The following is a 15,889-nucleotide window of genomic DNA, read 5'->3' as shown; positions in this document are numbered from 1 at the left end:
ACTGAGCAATCCTGTCATGTGACAACACCGATCGCACCCGCAATATGCCCTGCACACAAAGGGCCCAAAGTGGGGGTGGCTGCCAGACGCCCAGGCAGGGCGGGTAGAAATGCCACGAGCCGTTCAGCGCCGACGGAGGGACCTGCGTGGCCATCACCCGACTGCCCAGTGCCGGATTCTCGATCACGGTCCGGATCGCCGTGCCAGCCGATGCCTCCTCGATCGGCCGACTCACCACCTCGGTGGGAGAGGCCGGAGCGATCGTCACCGCCCTGGACGTGGTCGATTCCGACCCGAACCACGTGATCGTGGACCTCACCTGCGACACCGCCGACGCCGGACACGCCGACCAGGTGGTCGACGCGCTGCGGGCGCTCGACGGCGTGGACGTGCGCAAGGTCTCCGACCGCACCTTCCTGCTGCACCTCGGCGGCAAGATCGAGGTGAGCCCCAAGGTCGCGCTGCGTACCCGGGACGAGTTGTCCCGCGCGTACACCCCGGGGGTCGCCCGGGTCTGCCAGGCGATCGCCGACAACCCGGCCGACGCCCGCCGGTTGACCATCAAGCGCAACACCGTGGCCGTGGTCAGCGACGGCTCGGCGGTGCTGGGTCTGGGCAACCTCGGCCCGGCCGCCTCGCTGCCGGTGATGGAGGGCAAGGCCGCCCTGTTCAAGCGCTTCGGCGGGGTGGACGCCTGGCCGGTGGTCCTCGACACCCAGGACACCGACGAGATCGTCGCCATCGTGAAGGCGATCGCGCCCGCGTACGGCGGGATCAACCTGGAGGACATCGCGGCGCCGCGCTGCTTCGAGATCGAGGCACGGCTGCGTGAGGCGCTGGACATCCCGGTCTTCCACGACGACCAGCACGGCACCGCGATCTGCGTGCTGGCCGCGCTGACCAACGCGCTGCGGGTGGTGGGCAAGCGCCTCGCGGACGTCCGGGTGGTCGTCTCGGGCGCCGGCGCGGCGGGCACCGCGATCATGAAGCTGCTGCTGCGTCAGGGCGTCGGCGACGTCATCGCGTACGACCGCCAGGGCGCCCTGCACCGCGGCCAGCCCGACCTCAACTCGGCCTGGCAGTGGCTGGCCGAGAACACCAACCGGGACGGCTACTCGGGTGACCTGCCCGGTGCGCTGGAGGGTGCCGACGTCTTCATCGGCGTGAGCGCGCCGAACCTGCTCACCGGCGACGACATCGCCCGGATGGCCAAGGACTCGATCGTCTTCGCGCTGGCCAACCCGGACCCGGAGGTCGACCCTCGGGAGGCGCGCAAACACGCCGCCGTGGTGGCCACCGGCCGCTCGGACCAGCCGAACCAGATCAACAACGTGCTCGCCTTCCCCGGCGTCTTCCGCGGCATGCTCGACGCGCACGCCGAGGAGTTCACCGAGGAGATGGCGATCGCCGCCGCCCAGGCCATCGCCGACGTGGTCGGCGAGGAGAAGCTCAACGCGACGGTCATCGTGCCGAGCGTCTTCGACTCCCGGGTGGCCCCGGCGGTCGCCGCCGCCGTCCGCGCCGCCGCCCAGAACCCCGCCAGCACTCCCCCGCCGGCCGCCGACCCCGGCCCCGCCGACCTCCCCGAGATCGCCGCCAACGCCTCCGCCACCCCCTGAGGCCCCACCCGCAAGACCCCCGCTGGCCCCCTCCTCGCGGCGCTCCCTCGCGCCGGCCCTCGCACCGTCCGAGCTCCACGCCTGACGGCGCGTCGATCTTGCACTTTTCGTCGGAATGAATCACCGCAAATACGGTGATTATGGCGACCGAAAGTGCAAGATCGGCGCGCACAAGGGCGCGAGGGCGGCGCGGGAGGGAGGGGTCGGAGGGTGGTTAGGGGGTGGGGAGGGTCAGGGTGCCGGTGGCCGTGAGAAGGGCGGGGCCGGAGAGCCAGCAGGAGTTGTCTGTCAGGGTGACGGTGAGGCGGCCGCCGGGGACGTCGACGGCTATCGTGCCGGTCTCCCGGGCGATGTCGCGCAGGGCTACGGCGGCCACGGCGCAGGCGCCGGTGCCGCAGGACAACGTCTCGGCGGAACCCCGTTCGTAAACCCGCATCAGCACGTGCCCGTCGACCCCGTCGAGTGGCTCGCCGTCGGCGGTGAACTCGACGTTGACCCCGGACGGGAAGATCGTCGGGTCGAATCCGGGTGCCCGGGTCAGGTCGAGACCGGTCAGCTCGAGCCCGGCCGGCAGCGGACAGACCAGGTGCGGGTTGCCGACGTCCACGGCGGTACCGGGCAGGGTCAGTGCGCCCAGGGCGGCCGTGGAGGTCGCGTACAGCCGGGGTCGGCGCATCTCGACGGCGATGTCCTCGCCGTCGAGGCGGGCCCGCACCAGGCCGGCGCGGGTCGCCACCGGCAGGACACCATGGATCGGCGTGGCCAACCCGCTGTCCAGCAGGAACCGGACGAAGACCCGAGCGCCGTTGCCGCACATCTCGGCGAAGGAGCCGTCGGAGTTCCAGTAGTCCATGAACCATTCGGCGTCACCGGCCAGCGCGGCCCCGTCAGGGTGCTTGGCGGCCCGGACGACACGCAGCACGCCGTCGCCACCGAGGCCCCGCCGTCGGTCGCAGATCGCGGCCACCAGCTCGGGTGTCAGGTCCAGCGCGCCGTCCGGGTCGGGCAGGATCACAAAGTCGTTGCCGGTGCCGTGGCCCTTGGTGAACTTCACGCTCTCATCATCGCGCAGCGTCACGGAGGATCCGCAGGGCATCCTCGACCAGCGTCGGCTCGGCCGAGTCCAGCCAGTGGATCCTCGGGTCGCGCCGGAACCAGGAACGCTGGCGGCGGACGAACCGGCGGGTCGCCCGTACGGTGTCGTCGCGGGCCTCGGTCTCGGTCAACTCCCCGGACAGCATGCGCAGCACCTGCTGGTAGCCGAGCGCCCGGCTGGCCGTACGCCCCTCGGGCAGGCCCCGCTCGACCAGCCGCCGGGTCTCGGCGACCAGCCCGTCGGCCCACATCCGGTCCACCCGTACGGCGATCCGCTCATCGAGCCGGGCGGTGTCCAGGTCGACGCCGACCTGCACGGCGGGATAGTAAGGCGTCGGCTCGGGCAGCGCGGCGGTGAACGGCGCCCCGGTCAGCTCGATCACCTCCAGCGCGCGGACGATCCGCCGACCGTTGCCGGGCAGGATGCCGGCCGCCGCCACCGGGTCGGCCTCGCGCAGCCGCGCGTACAGCGGCGCCGGGCCGACGGTGGCGAGTTCGTTCTCCAGCCGCGCCCGCAGCGCCGGGTCGGTGCCGGGGAACTCGAACTGCTCCAGCACTGCCCGCACGTACAGTCCGGACCCGCCGACCAGCAGTGGCACCCGCCCTCGGGCGAGGATGTCGTCGACCGCCGCCCGGGCCAGCGCCTGGTATTCGGCGACGCTCGCCGGCTCGGTGACCTCCCAGATGTCGAGCAGGTGGTGCGGCACGCCGTCCCGTTCGGCGACGGTGAGTTTGGCGGTGCCGATGTCCAGGCCCCGGTAGAGCTGCATCGAGTCGGCGTTGACCACCTCGCCGTCGAGGGCGTGCGCCAGGGCGATGCTCAGCGCCGACTTTCCGGCCGCGGTGGGTCCCACCACGGCGAGCACCGTGCCCGGGGTCACGACCGTTCCCAGGTGGCCACGAAGTAGGCCACTCCGTAGGGCGCCGCGTGGTAGCTCAGCTCGCCCCGCCAGTCGCCGCCGGCGGCGCGGGCCGCACCGGCCAGCACCTGCCAGGCCGCCCGGCCGACGACCCGCAGCTGCGCCGAGAGCTCCGGGTCCAGGTCGAGCAGGGCGTCGAGGTCCGCGTCGGCCAGGGCCTCGGCGACCCCGCTGTCGTACGCCTCGGCGCGTGGGTCCGCGTAGCCCGGCGCTGCCGCCCCCCGGCAGGCCGACCCGTCACCCAGCACCAGCAGCGCCCAGTTCCGATCGCCGCCCCAGCCGGCGCCGAGCTGCGCGCACGACACCGGGTCGGTCTGCGGCGCCACGGCGTACATGGCCGACACCACGGGCACCGATTCCGAGCGGGAGCGCCCCAGCAGCCAGGCGCCGATGGTCAGGCTCAGCGGCAGGTCGGGCCGGCTTCCGGGGCCGGGCCGACCCACTGTCGGTTCGACGGGCAGGCCGTACGCGGCGAGGGACCCGTGGAACGGCGGATCGTAGCGGTGGGTGTCCGGGCCGTCACCCACGACCAGCAGTTCGTCGGCGCCCGAGTCGACGAGTCGGGTGACCGCCGTGTCGCAGGCCCGACGGAGGTCGTCCAACTCTGTGGCGGCGGCCCCCGCGACCTCGGGAATCAGCAGCGGCGGGTGCGGGCAGACGGCGGCGGCGACCAGTGGCACCCGGCAACCGTATCGGTCGGGCGGCCGCAGCCGTGCACCCGAGGTCGCCGCCAAGCCCGCTGAGCTGCGACAGCGGCATCCCGACGCGGTGCCGGCGGCATCCCGACGCGGCCTCGGCGACACGTCGATGCGACCTCGGCGGCGTGGCGGCGGCGTGGCGGCACCGGTAGGCGACGGCTCGCCGGTCCGGATGATGCCGCGGAGCGCCTAGGACACCGTATGGTCACGGTCGGCGATAGGCGCTCGACGCGGACCGGGGCGTACCTGTGACAATGCCCGGAGAAACTTGGCTGCGCCGTGGCGGTGCCCGGGAGAGAGTTCTCCGAGGGGGCACCGGGAGAACGAGGATGGGCACATGAGCGACTGGACTGCCTTCGGACGGGTGGACGCGGACGGCACCGTTTACGTCAAGACCGCCGAAGGCGAGCGGGTGGTCGGATCCTGGCAGGCGGGAGCACCGGAGGAGGGGCTGGCACACTTCGCCCGCCGCTTCGCCGACCTGGTGACCGAGGTGAACCTGACTGAGGCACGGCTCAACTCCGGCGCCGCGGACGCCAACCATTCGCTGGCCACCGTACGACGGATTCGCGCTTCGCTGGCCGACGCGCACGTGGTCGGCGACATCGACGCGCTGGCCGCGCGGCTGGACCGGCTCGCCACGGTGGCCGAGGAGAAGGCCGGCGAGGCCAAGGCCGCCAAGGAGGCGGCCCGCAGCGAGGCGTTGGCCCGCAAGACCGCTCTGGTGGAGGAGGCGGAGAAGCTCGCCGCCGAGTCGACCGGCTGGAAGACCGCGGGCGACCGACTCAAGGAGATCCTCGACGAGTGGAAGACCATCCGGGGGGTCGACAAGAAGACCGATGGTGAGCTGTGGAAGCGGTTCGCCGCCGCCCGTGACGGCTTCACCCGTCGTCGGGGGGCGCACTTCGCCTCCCTGGACGCGCAGCGCAAGCAGGCGCAGACGATCAAGGAAGAGCTGGTCGCCGAGGCCGAGAAGGTCTCCGACTCCACCGAATGGGCTTCGGCTGCCAACCAGCTGAAGGACCTGATGAACCAGTGGAAGGCCGCGCCGCGCGCCTCCAAGGAGGCCGAGCAGCGGCTCTGGGAGAAGTTCCGGGCCGCGCAGGACGCCTTCTTCACCCGGCGCAGCGAGGTCTTCTCGGCGCGGGACAACGAGCAGCGCGCCAACCTGGAACGCAAGCAGGCGCTGCTCGCCGAGGCGGAGGCGCTCGACATCGACGGTGACCCCAAGGGCGCTCAGGCCAAGCTGCGCGACATTCAGGCGCAGTGGCACGAGGCCGGTCGGGTACCGCGTGAGGCGGCTGCCGGGCTGGAGCGCCGGCTGCGCGCCGTCGACGAGAAGGTCCGCGAGGTGATGGACTCGGCGTGGCGTCGGACCAGCCGTGAGGACAACCCGCTGCTGGCCCAGATGCGGGCCCAGGTCGCCGAGGCCGAGGAGCGGTTGGCCCGGGCTCAGGCCGCCGGCGACAACCGGCGGATCAAGGAGGCCGAGCAGGCGCTCGCCTCCAAGCGTCAGTTCCTCCAGCTGGCGGAGCAGGCCGGCTGAGCTGAACCTGTCGAAAGCCCCCGGTTCCGGCTGGAACCGGGGGCTTTCCGTCTCTATTGCCGCTGGTCACGGCGATGTTAACGTTCGACATTTACATCGACGTCGATCTGTGATTATCTGAGGAAAGCGGTTGCCCCTACGGGGTGGGCACGGGAGCCGGTTTTCGACCAGTTCATCCGACGGCAGGGCGCAGATTCTGCGTCCGTCACCGGCATCGCTGCCGCTGGGCACGGCAGCCTCCGATGTCGGGGCGTACTCCTGCCGACCGCACGCCGACGACGCATCCAGGCGTACGCCGCGGCGCTCCACCACCATCCATGGTCGCCGCGGCCACCCGCGTCACGGACTCTGCCGCCGGTGCCGGCAGCCCATCCGTGACGCCCTGACGCGCGTCGTCCGACCCGTTCCGCGTACCCAGAGGATGAGGAGATTGACCGTGCTTGCAAGCGTCACACGTCGCCTGACCCGGCGACTGGCGGTCATGGCCGCGACGGCGGTCGCACTGCCCGCGGCGGTCGTCGCGGTGGCGGTGAGCCCCGCTTCGGCGGCCACCGTGGACACCAGCGCACAGTACGTGTTCGTCAACCGCAACAGCGGCAAGGCGATGGACCTGTGGAACTGGTCCACTGCCGACGGCGGTGAGATCCGGCAGTTCACCCGTACCGACGGCAACAACCAGCAGTTCCAGTTCGTCGACGTAGGCGGCGGCTACTACCAGCTGCGCAACCGGCACTCCGGCAAGGTCGTCGCCGTTCCGAACTCCAACGACGGCGTGCAGGTCACCCAGGTCACCGCGAGCAGCGACACCAAGCAGCACTGGCGGCTCGCGGACTCCGCCAACGGCGACGTGCGGTTCATCAACCGGCACAGCAGCAAGGCCCTGGAGGTGTGGCAGTGGTCCACCGCTGACGGCGGCGTCGTCTCGCAGTACGCGGATCTCGACGGTGCGAACCAGCGCTGGCAGCTGATCCGGCTGGGCAGCGGCGGCACCACTCCCCCGCCCAACCCGGCCCCGCAGACCGGGCTGGTCGGCTGGGCCACCCAGAACGGCGGCACCACCGGCGGCGGCAGCGCCGGCACCACCACGGTCACCAGCGCCTCGGCGCTGACCAGCGCGTTGAACTCCAGCAGCGCAGCGGTGATCCGGGTCTCCGGCACCATCAACTGCTCGGGGATGCTGCGGGTGCGGTCCAACAAGACCATCCTCGGCAACGCGGGTGCCACGATCGTGGGCTGCGGTTTCACCATCAACGGCGACCGCAACGTGATCATCCGGAACCTGACCTTCCGGAACTGGGGCGACGACGCGATCAACATCGAGCAGTCGGCCACCAACATCTGGGTCGACCACAACACCTTCAGCAGCGGCTATGACGGTGCGGTCGACATCAAGCGGGGGTCGGACTTCATCACCGTGTCGTGGAACCGGGTGTTCAGCCACGACAAGACGATGCTGCTCGGGCACAGCGACGACAACGGCAGCCAGGACATCGGCAAGCTGCGGGTCACCTACCACCACAACTGGTTCGACGGCAGCAACCAGCGCAACCCGCGGGTCCGCTTCGGCAACCCGGTGCACGTCTACAACAACTTCTACAGCAACGTGCGCGGCTACGGCGTGGCGTCCACGATGAACGCCGGTGTGCTGGTCGAGGGCAACTACTTCGAGAACACCCCCGACCCGTTCCACCGGGGTGAGGGCGACTCCGGGCCGGGTTCCCTGGTGGCCCGCAACAACCACTTCGTCAACTCGGGCAGCGGGCAGTCCGGCGGCAGCGTGGCGGGCATCCCGTACGGCTACAGCCTGGACAGCGCGAGCAGCGTGAAGTCGATCGTGACGGGCGGCGCGGGCGCCGGCCGGATCTCGGTCTGACCGTACGACGGTCGGGGTCCGGTTCTCACCGGGCCCCGACCGGCTCAGTGCGAGACGGCGCAGCCGGTCGTCGGCTCGGGCGCCGCGGCCGGCGCACCGATGGTGGGCAGACCGAGCAACACCCCGGGGGTACGCGCCGACCGCCCGGCCTCTGCCGCGTCGCCGGCCCGGGTACGCCGGTGCGACAGCGGCTCCCCGTCGGCGTTGAGGTGATGCGGTGCCGCGTAGGTGACCACGGTGTGCACGATGTCGCCCGGACGGATCGCCCCGGCGTACGACCCGGCGTCGAAGTGCACGAGACGCCCGTCGCGGGCCCGCCCGGACAGCCGCCCGGTGCGCTCGTCCTTGCGGCCCTCCCCGACGGCGACCAGGACCTCGACCGCCTCGCCGACCAGCTTCTTGTTCTCCGCCCAGGTGATCTCCTCGACGCAGGCGATCAACCGCTCGTAGCGCTCCTGTACGACCTGTTTGGGCAGCTGCCCGTCCATGGTCGCGGCCGGCGTGCCGGGGCGCTTCGAGTACTGGAAGGTGAAGGCGGAGGAGAACCGGGCCGCCCGGACCACGTCCAGGGTGCGCTCGAAGTCCGCCTCGGTCTCGCCGGGGAACCCGACGATGATGTCGGTGGTGATGGCGGCGTCCGGCATCGCCGCCCGGACCTTGTCGATGATGCCCAGGTAGCGCTCGGCCCGGTACGACCGGCGCATCGCGCGCAGCACGTCGTCGGAGCCGGACTGCAACGGCATGTGCAGCGAGTGGCAGACGTTCGGCGTCTCGGCCATCGCCGCGATCACGTCGTCGGTGAAGTCCTTCGGATGCGGGCTGGTGAACCGCACCCGCTCCAGCCCGTCGATGTCCCCGCAGGCCCGCAGCAGCTGGGCAAAAGCGGACCGGCCACCGCTGCGTTTCCAGTTCGGCTCGCCAGCGTCGCCGAACGCCACGCCGTAGGAGTTGACGTTCTGCCCGAGCAGGGTCACCTCCAGCACGCCTTCGTCGACCAGGGCGCGGACCTCGCTGAGAATGTCGCCGGGGCGGCGGTCCTTCTCCTTGCCGCGCAGAGCGGGCACGATGCAGAACGTGCAGGTGTTGTTGCAGCCCACCGAGATCGACACCCAGCCGGCGTACGTCGACTCGCGGCGGGTGGGCAGGGTGCTCGGGAAGACGTCGAGGGATTCGAGGATCTCCACCTCGGCGGCGGCGTTGTGCCGGGCCCGCTCCAGCAGCACCGGCAGTGAACCGATGTTGTGCGTGCCGAAGACGACGTCCACCCAGGGCGCCTTGCGGACGATGTCGCCCCGGTCCTTCTGGGCCAGGCAGCCACCGACCGCGATCTGCATCCCTGGATGCCGGTCCTTGACGGGACGCAGATGACCGAGGTTGCCGTACAGGCGGTTGTCGGCGTTCTCCCGGACCGCGCAGGTGTTGAACACCACCACGTCCGGGGAGTCGTCGCTCTCGCCCGCGCGGACGTAGCCGGCCTGCTCCAGCAGCCCGGAGATGCGCTCGGAGTCGTGGACGTTCATCTGGCAGCCGTAGGTGCGCACCTGATAGGTGCGCGGGCCGCCCGCCGCTGCGGTAGTCATGACGTGCACAGCGTATCCGGCGCCCTGTGATCGGACGGAACGAGGAGGAGCCGTGTGCCGAAGCATCAAGACCCTGCGTGAGCCGTACACCCCGGAGGTCACCGACGCGGACGTGGAGGCCGCGGCGTTGCAGTACGTGCGGAAGATCTCCGGTTTCCGCGCGCCGGCGGCGCACAACGCCGCCGCGTTCGACGCCGCAGTGGCCGCCGTCGCCGCCGCTACCCGCAATCTCCTCGACGACCTCGTCGTCCGCGGCCGGTAAGGAAGGGCCCCTTGTTAACGCCTGCGGTAGAGCAAGGGGCCCCTGTTAACGCTCAGGCCCCGTGATGTGCTCAGGCGGCGGCGAGGGCGGGGTTCACCGAGTCGGGGGCCCAGCGGGACCGGTGGCAGCGTGACCAGCCTCGGCAGCGCGGGTCGGCCTCGGTGCACAGCCGCCGGTTGCTGAGCACCTCGCCGTCGTCGGTCTCCTGCACGTCGAAGTGCACCGGGCGGATGCTGCCGTCCGGCGCGACCAGCAGGTGCCGGGTCTCGTCGAGCGTGTCGTCGCGCACCAGGCAGTTGCGGTCCAGCAGCCGGGCCAGGGCCGCGATGCTGGGCAACTCGGGCAGGCCGTCGGGCACGCCGTAACAGTCCACGATCGTGGCGAACTCCCCGGGCGCCTGCCAGACATCGCAGACCACCGCGTACGTGGGCAGCCGCGCCGGGTCGGCGACGGCCAGGGGCATCACCACCCGACCGAGCGCATCGGCCAGTGCCGGGTAGACCTCCACCGGTCGTACCTGGTCGATTCTCCAGTTCCACAGCTCGGTCATGCCGCCTCCTCGCTGTGCTCGTCCGACGGGCCTCGGGATCGGGCCCTACCCACGATGGTGCGGGGCATTTGCCCCCAGGCGGGGGCAAGTTACCGGTCTGTGACCATTCTGGGCAAATTTCCCCGCAGCACATCGCTGTGGGTAGCGGGAAGGTGACAGTTTATCGGGTATCGTGCGCGCTCCAGCGCACGGCTCGCCGCATGCCAGCGCCGACGACGGCACCTCGGGCGCAGGGCGACAGACCACTGCCGGCGCAGAGCGACCGGACCGCTGCCGGCGCAGGGCGACCGGATTTCGGCTAGCGCAGGACGACCAGGTGGTCGCCGCGGGGCAGGAGTTCACCGATCACGGGCGCGCCGGGAATCTCGCCGGCCACCAGCAGACCGCCCGAGGTCTGCGCGTCGGCCAGCAACAACCGGTCGATCTCCCCGGCCGCGGCCAGGTCGGTCCACGGCGTCACCCACTCCAGGTTGCGGCGCGAGCCACCGCTGACGTACCCGTCCCGGGCCGCCTCCCGCGCACCGGCCAGATAGGGCACCCGGTCGATGTCGATGGCCACCGTCAGCTCGCTGGCGCGGGCCAGCTTCGAGGCGTGGCCGAGCAGACCGAATCCGGTCACATCGGTCCCGCACCGCACCCCGGCCGCGACCGCCGCTCGGGCCGCCTCCCGGTTCAGCGTGGTCATGGCCGCGACCGCCTCGGGGAAGCTCTCACCGGTGTTCTTGTGCCGGGTGTTGAGGACGCCGACGCCGAGCGGCTTGGTCAACGACAGGGGCAGTCCGGCCTGCCCCTTGTCGAGGGTGATCAGTTCGTCGGGGCGGACCAGCCCGGTTACGGCCAGTCCGTACTTCGGACCGTCGTCGTCGACGCTGTGCCCACCGGCCAGGTGGCAGCCGGCGGCGCGGGCGACGTCCAGCCCGCCACGCAGCACCTCCCGCGCCAACTCCAGCGGGAGCACCTCACGTGGCCAGCAGAGCAGGTTGAGTGCGACAAGCGGCTCGCCGCCCATCGCGTACACGTCCGACAGGGCGTTGGTCGCGGCGATCCGCCCCCAGTCGTAGGCGTCGTCGACCACCGGGGTGAAGAAGTCCGCAGTGGTCACCACGCCCGTCCGCTCGTCGAGCCGGACCACGGCGGCGTCGTCGCCGTGTTCCAGCCCGACCAGCAGATCCGCGGAGCCGGCGGCGGGGCCGAGGCCGGCCACCATCGCCTCCAACTCGCCCGGCGGGATCTTGCACGCGCATCCGCCACCCCGGGCGTACCTGGTCAATCGCACCTGCTCGGCCACCCTCACATGATCTACATCACCGGCCCGGGACGCCACCCGGAGCGGGCAATTTCGGACGCCGGGACGTGATCCGCCACGGTGTTACCGCTCCGTGACCATCTGAGTTGTGTTCAGCCACGTCACCCCGCCTACAGTGGCCGTCATCCAGGGGTCGACCGACCCCGAAAGTAACGAGGGACGGTGGACGACGTGGCGACGGGCGAACCGCTCATCGTGCTGGACTCGGTCAACAAGTGGTTCGGGCCGCTGCACGTGCTGGACGACGTCTCACTGTCGGTGGGTCGTGGCGAAGTGGTCGTGGTGATCGGCCCGTCCGGCTCCGGCAAGTCGACCCTGTGCCGCACGATCAACCGACTTGAGCCGATCAACTCGGGCACCATCACCTTCGACGGGCAGAAGCTGCCGGCGGAGGGCAAGGCACTGGCCAAGCTGCGCAGCGAGGTCGGCATGGTGTTCCAGTCCTTCAACCTTTTCGCGCACAAGACGATCCTGGAGAACGTCACTCTGGGCCCGGTCAAGGTGCGCAAGGAGAAGCCGGCCGCGGCCCGCGAGCGGGGTCTCGCCCTGCTCGACCGGGTGGGCATCGCCAACCAGGCCGACAAGTTCCCGGCCCAGCTCTCCGGCGGCCAGCAGCAGCGTGCCGCGATCGCCCGGGCGCTGGCCATGCAGCCCAAGGCGATGCTCTTCGACGAGCCCACCAGCGCCTTGGACCCGGAAATGGTCGGCGAGGTGCTGGACGTCATGACCTCGCTCGCCCGCGACGGCATGACCATGGTCGTGGTCACCCACGAGATGGGTTTCGCGCGGCACGCCGCCAACCGGGTCATCTTCATGGCCGACGGCAAGCTCGTCGAGGACGCGGCCCCGGCGGAGTTCTTCGCCAACCCGCGCAGCGAGCGCGCCAAGGACTTCCTCTCCAAAATCCTCACGCATTAAAGGCCCCCCGTAGCGGAGTGTGCCGTGGCCCGGCAGGCTCCCGTTTCAGAAGGAGAACAAAGTATGCGAATGAAGCGTATGGCGGCAATCGCCGCTGCTGCCGGTCTTGCGGTCACCATGGCCGCCTGTGGCGGCGACAGCGACGAGGCCGGCAGCGGCACCGGCGCCACCGGCATCGTCGGCAAGGCCGAGAGCCAGAAGAAGCTGGTCATCGGCGTCAAGGCCGATCAGCCGGGCCTGGGTCTGCAGACCGGTAGCCAGTACGAGGGCTTCGACATCGAGATCGGCAAGATCATCGCGAAGGGCCTCGGCGTCGACGCGGGCAACATCGAGTGGAAGACCACCGTGTCGGCCAACCGTGAGCCCTTCATCGAGCAGGGCACCGTCGACCTGGTGGTGGCCACCTACACCATCAACGACGAGCGCAAGCAGAAGATCAACTTCGCTGGCCCGTACTACATCGCCGGCCAGGACCTGCTTGTCAAGTCCGACTCGACCATCACCGGCCCGGACCAGCTGGCCGGCAAGACGGTCTGCTCGGTCAGCGGCTCGACCCCGGCCAAGCGGATCCAGGAGAACTACCCGGACGCCCGGCTGCAGCAGTTCGACTCGTACTCGAAGTGCCTGCCGCTGCTCGACGGTGGCCAGGTTGACGCCGTGACCACCGACGACATCATCCTCGCCGGCTACGCCGCGCAGGACCAGTACGCCGGCAAGTTCAAGGTCGTCGGCAGCACCTTCTCGGACGAGCCGTACGGCATCGGCCTGAAGAAGGACGACACCACCGGCTGCGAGAAGGTCAACGAGATCCTCAAGGCCGCCGCCGCCGACGGCAGCTACAAGGCCGCCTGGGACACCACCCTGGGCAAGAGCGGCACCCCCGCGCCCGAGCTGGACACCACCAAGCTGACCCACTGCGGCGCATGACCGGTTCCGGAGCCGGCATCCTGAGTGGGTGCCGGCTCCGGCCTGTCACCGGCCGCCAACACGTGCCCCGGGAGCCGAAGCATGCACGTATTCTCTGATCCGAAGAACTTCGACGCGTTCGTGTCGAGCTTCCTCTGGATCCTCAAGCTGACCGGCGCGTCCGCCGTCGGCGCGCTGGTGCTCGGCGTGCTGTTGGCCGCGATGCGGGTCTCACCCGTACCCGTGCTGCGCGGCTTCGGCGCAGCCTGGGTCAACATCTTCCGCAACACCCCCCTGACCCTGGTCATCTTCTTCTGCTATTTCGGCCTGTTCGTCACCCTCGGGCTGAGCCTGTCGCAGGATCTCTTCCTGAACATCTACTGGCTCGGGGTCATCGGCCTGTCGACCTACACCGCGGCGTTCGTCTGCGAGGCGGTCCGTTCCGGCATCAACACGGTGCCGACCGGGCAGGCCGAGGCGGCCCGCGCGATCGGGCTGACCTTCGCGCAGACCCTGCGGATCGTGGTGCTGCCGCAGGCCGCGCGTTCGGTGATCGCGCCGTTCGGCAGCATCCTGATCGCGCTCTGCAAGAACGCCACGATCGTCGGCACGATCGGGCTGATGGAGTCCTCCAGCGTCATGAAGGACCTGATCAACTTCAACGGTGACGCGGTCATCCCGATCTTCCTGGTCTTCGCCGGCACGTTCGCCGCGATCCTCATTCCCACCGGCTACTTCTTCGGCTGGCTGGCCAACCGTCTGGCGGTGAAGCGCTGATGAGCACCAGCAGCGTCCTCTACGACCACCCGGGACCCCGCGCCAAGGTTCGCAACACCGTCCTGAGCGTGATCTTCGGTGTCGCCCTGCTCGGGCTGGTCTACTGGATCTACAGCAAGTTCGACCAGGCGAACCAGTGGGAAGGGTGGCTCTGGAAGCCCTTCGCCGAGCCGAAGACGTGGACGCAGTTCATCCTGCCGGGCTTGTGGGCCACCCTCAAGGCGGCCGGCGTCGGCATGCTGCTCTCGCTCGCCTTCGGCATCATCTTCGCCGTCGGGCGGCTCTCCGAGCACAAGTGGATCAGCGTCCCCGCCGGCGCGGTCGTGGAGTTCTTCCGGGCCGTACCGCTGCTGCTGATGATCTTCTTCGTCTTCTACGGCCTGCCGTACGTCATCAAGCAGCCGGTGACCGCCTTCTGGTCCGTGGTGATCGGTCTGACCCTCTACAACGGGTCGGTGCTGGCCGAGGCGTTCCGGGCCGGCATCCGGGCCCTGCCCGGCGGGCAGTCCGAGGCGGCGTACGCGATCGGCATGCGCAAGACCCAGGTCATGCAGCTGATCCTGATCCCGCAGGCGGCCCGGGCCATGCTGCCGATCATCGTCAGCCAGCTGGTGGTGCTGCTCAAGGACACCGCGCTCGGCTACATCGTGGCCTACCCCGAGTTGCTCCAGCGCGGCGTCAACGACCTCGCCGCCAACTACGGCAACATCATCCCCGCCGCCATGGTGATCGCCGTCATCTACATCATCATCAACTCCATGCTCACCTGGTTCGCCGGTTGGCTGGAGCGGCGTACCGGCACCCGTCGGGCGCGGGTACCACGGCAGCGCGCCGGCACTGCCGGCTCCACCGTCGTCGAACCGCAGGGCTGAGCGCAGTTCGACATACCCGAAGCGGGGCCGGTCCGGTTGGGCCGGCCCCGCTTGTTTCGTCTGTGGCCGTGTCCCGATGGCGTGTGTCCCGCGGCCCACCTGCGGGTCGCTTCTCTCCGAGACCTGACGCTCACGTGGCTCGATGTCGCTGCCGACTCGCCGATCCTCCGCCGATAAGCGCCAAAACGACCGAATCGAATCAAGGGAGCCTGCGGCGGACTCTTGCCAAGCCACAGGAAATCGGCCATCATTCATATGTCCCAACGGGGTTCAGGTTCCCCCGATCTGGGACCACACGGGGATTCTTACAGTTCTAGCCAACAGCGACTGCTGTTGCTTCCAGCCTGCTTGAGGCTCCGTGCTGGCATTTTGCGCCACCGGATTTTGCATGCCTCGGCAACCTCGACGCTCGAGGCGTTCCGCATATTCCTGGAGCGCAACCAACGGGGGCTCAACGGTTCAGGTGCGACGTATACGCTCCTGCCGTAATTCCGCGCAGCCCCTCGACGATCGAGGAGAGTGCATGCGAGTACGCCAAATCATCGCCGCCGCCATGACGGGAGCCGCCGCAGTGGCAATTGCCGCCGCACCGGCGCAGGCCGACAGAGGCGATTCGAAGGCCGCCTGCAACAAGGGCGAGATCTGCTTCCAGTGGATCTACGACAATTTCTCCACCAGTTCGTACCAGCGACACTTCTGGTACAACGACTCGAACCACGGCGACGACTACTGGTCGAACATCCCGGATCTGTACCCCGCGTTCGTGATCAAGGACGACGCCGAGGGCCTCTGGAACAGGGACACCACCTGCGCCGTCACCATTTACGACCTGGCGAACTACGTCACCCCGTACACCACCTTCCCGCGCGACTTCCGGGCCGCCATCAGCCCTCGCAACAACTCTCACAAGCGCTGCGCCTGATCGCCCGTCGGCGGGCACGCCAGAACGGCGTGCCCGCCGACGCAC

Annotated in this window: 15 protein-coding genes and 1 pseudogene; 10 read left to right on the top strand and 6 right to left on the bottom strand. The window is 69.9% G+C overall.

Translation table 11 applies throughout. The features are described from left to right. Window positions 1-146: 146 nt before the first annotated feature. The gene (locus VAB18032_RS07830) at window positions 147-1,619 is read left to right on the top strand and encodes an NAD-dependent malic enzyme (RefSeq protein WP_013732258.1); all 1,473 of its coding nucleotides are present in this window, start codon (window positions 147-149) and stop codon (window positions 1,617-1,619) included. A gap of 214 nt (window positions 1,620-1,833) precedes the next feature. Here VAB18032_RS07830 and dapF read toward each other — a convergent pair whose 3' ends face one another. From dapF to VAB18032_RS07815, 3 genes are read right to left on the bottom strand one after another with little or no spacing between them, the layout of a single operon-like run. Then, the gene (gene dapF / locus VAB18032_RS07825; protein ID WP_043723418.1) at window positions 1,834-2,673 is read right to left on the bottom strand and encodes a diaminopimelate epimerase; all 840 of its coding nucleotides are present in this window, start codon (window positions 2,671-2,673) and stop codon (window positions 1,834-1,836) included. Window positions 2,674-2,680: 7 nt separating this feature from the next. Further along, complete coding sequence (gene miaA / locus VAB18032_RS07820) at window positions 2,681-3,595, bottom strand: tRNA (adenosine(37)-N6)-dimethylallyltransferase MiaA (RefSeq protein WP_013732256.1); 915 nt, start codon at window positions 3,593-3,595, stop codon at window positions 2,681-2,683. Further along, entirely contained in the window at window positions 3,592-4,314 is a 723-nt protein-coding gene (locus VAB18032_RS07815) for a class III extradiol ring-cleavage dioxygenase family protein (RefSeq protein ID WP_043723415.1), read from the bottom strand. The genes miaA and VAB18032_RS07815 overlap by 4 nt, the downstream gene beginning before the upstream one ends. A 355-nt stretch (window positions 4,315-4,669) precedes the next feature. On the opposite strand from VAB18032_RS07815, the gene VAB18032_RS07810 reads away from it, so the two are divergent. From VAB18032_RS07810 to VAB18032_RS33460, 3 genes and pseudogenes are all read left to right on the top strand, one after another. Then, entirely contained in the window at window positions 4,670-5,878 is a 1,209-nt protein-coding gene (locus VAB18032_RS07810) for a DUF349 domain-containing protein (protein WP_013732254.1), read from the top strand. A gap of 421 nt (window positions 5,879-6,299) precedes the next feature. Further along, window positions 6,300-6,803: pseudogene (locus VAB18032_RS33465) on the top strand (RICIN domain-containing protein); the annotation flags it as partial. 39 nt (window positions 6,804-6,842) lie between these two features. Then, on the top strand, window positions 6,843-7,751 hold the full coding sequence (locus tag VAB18032_RS33460; RefSeq protein WP_415877995.1) for a pectate lyase family protein: 909 nt from the start codon (window positions 6,843-6,845) through the stop codon (window positions 7,749-7,751). Between the two features lie 44 nt (window positions 7,752-7,795). Here the strand turns inward: VAB18032_RS33460 and miaB are convergent, their stop codons facing one another. Further along, window positions 7,796-9,331, bottom strand: a complete 1,536-nt coding sequence (gene miaB, locus VAB18032_RS07800) for a tRNA (N6-isopentenyl adenosine(37)-C2)-methylthiotransferase MiaB (protein ID WP_043720036.1) — start codon at window positions 9,329-9,331, stop codon at window positions 7,796-7,798. Window positions 9,332-9,383: 52 nt separating this feature from the next. Here miaB and VAB18032_RS07795 point away from each other — a divergent pair, with 52 nt between their 5' ends. Next, a complete protein-coding gene (locus VAB18032_RS07795) occupies window positions 9,384-9,593 on the top strand; it encodes a DUF2277 family protein (RefSeq protein WP_013732251.1) in 210 nt (69 codons plus the stop codon). Between the two features lie 70 nt (window positions 9,594-9,663). Here VAB18032_RS07795 and VAB18032_RS07790 read toward each other — a convergent pair whose 3' ends face one another. Next, window positions 9,664-10,143, bottom strand: coding sequence for a hypothetical protein (locus VAB18032_RS07790; RefSeq protein ID WP_013732250.1), 480 nt, complete (start codon window positions 10,141-10,143; stop codon window positions 9,664-9,666). A gap of 298 nt (window positions 10,144-10,441) precedes the next feature. Beyond that, complete coding sequence (gene selD / locus VAB18032_RS07785; protein ID WP_013732249.1) at window positions 10,442-11,431, bottom strand: selenide, water dikinase SelD; 990 nt, start codon at window positions 11,429-11,431, stop codon at window positions 10,442-10,444. A 180-nt stretch (window positions 11,432-11,611) separates the two neighbouring features. Here selD and VAB18032_RS07780 point away from each other — a divergent pair, with 180 nt between their 5' ends. The 5 genes from VAB18032_RS07780 to VAB18032_RS07760 all read left to right on the top strand — a co-directional run bounded on the left by VAB18032_RS07780 (window position 11,612) and on the right by VAB18032_RS07760 (window position 15,844). Further along, the gene (locus VAB18032_RS07780; protein ID WP_013732248.1) at window positions 11,612-12,367 is read left to right on the top strand and encodes an amino acid ABC transporter ATP-binding protein; all 756 of its coding nucleotides are present in this window, start codon (window positions 11,612-11,614) and stop codon (window positions 12,365-12,367) included. 63 nt (window positions 12,368-12,430) lie between these two features. After that, window positions 12,431-13,294, top strand: coding sequence for a glutamate ABC transporter substrate-binding protein (locus VAB18032_RS07775; RefSeq protein ID WP_043720034.1), 864 nt, complete (start codon window positions 12,431-12,433; stop codon window positions 13,292-13,294). An 81-nt stretch (window positions 13,295-13,375) separates the two neighbouring features. Further along, window positions 13,376-14,050, top strand: a complete 675-nt coding sequence (locus tag VAB18032_RS07770) for an amino acid ABC transporter permease (protein WP_013732246.1) — start codon at window positions 13,376-13,378, stop codon at window positions 14,048-14,050. After that, a complete protein-coding gene (locus tag VAB18032_RS07765) occupies window positions 14,050-14,922 on the top strand; it encodes an amino acid ABC transporter permease (RefSeq protein WP_013732245.1) in 873 nt (290 codons plus the stop codon). The genes VAB18032_RS07770 and VAB18032_RS07765 overlap by 1 nt, the downstream gene beginning before the upstream one ends. Before the next feature lie 523 nt (window positions 14,923-15,445). Then, entirely contained in the window at window positions 15,446-15,844 is a 399-nt protein-coding gene (locus VAB18032_RS07760) for a hypothetical protein (RefSeq protein WP_013732244.1), read from the top strand. The last annotated feature ends 45 nt before the right edge of the window (window positions 15,845-15,889 follow it).

This window comes from Micromonospora maris AB-18-032, assembly GCF_000204155.1.
GTDB classification, from domain to species: Bacteria; Actinomycetota; Actinomycetes; order Mycobacteriales; family Micromonosporaceae; genus Micromonospora; species Micromonospora gifhornensis.
Note: the sequence above shows the minus strand (reverse complement) of the source record. Positions and strands in the feature narration are given on the sequence as shown.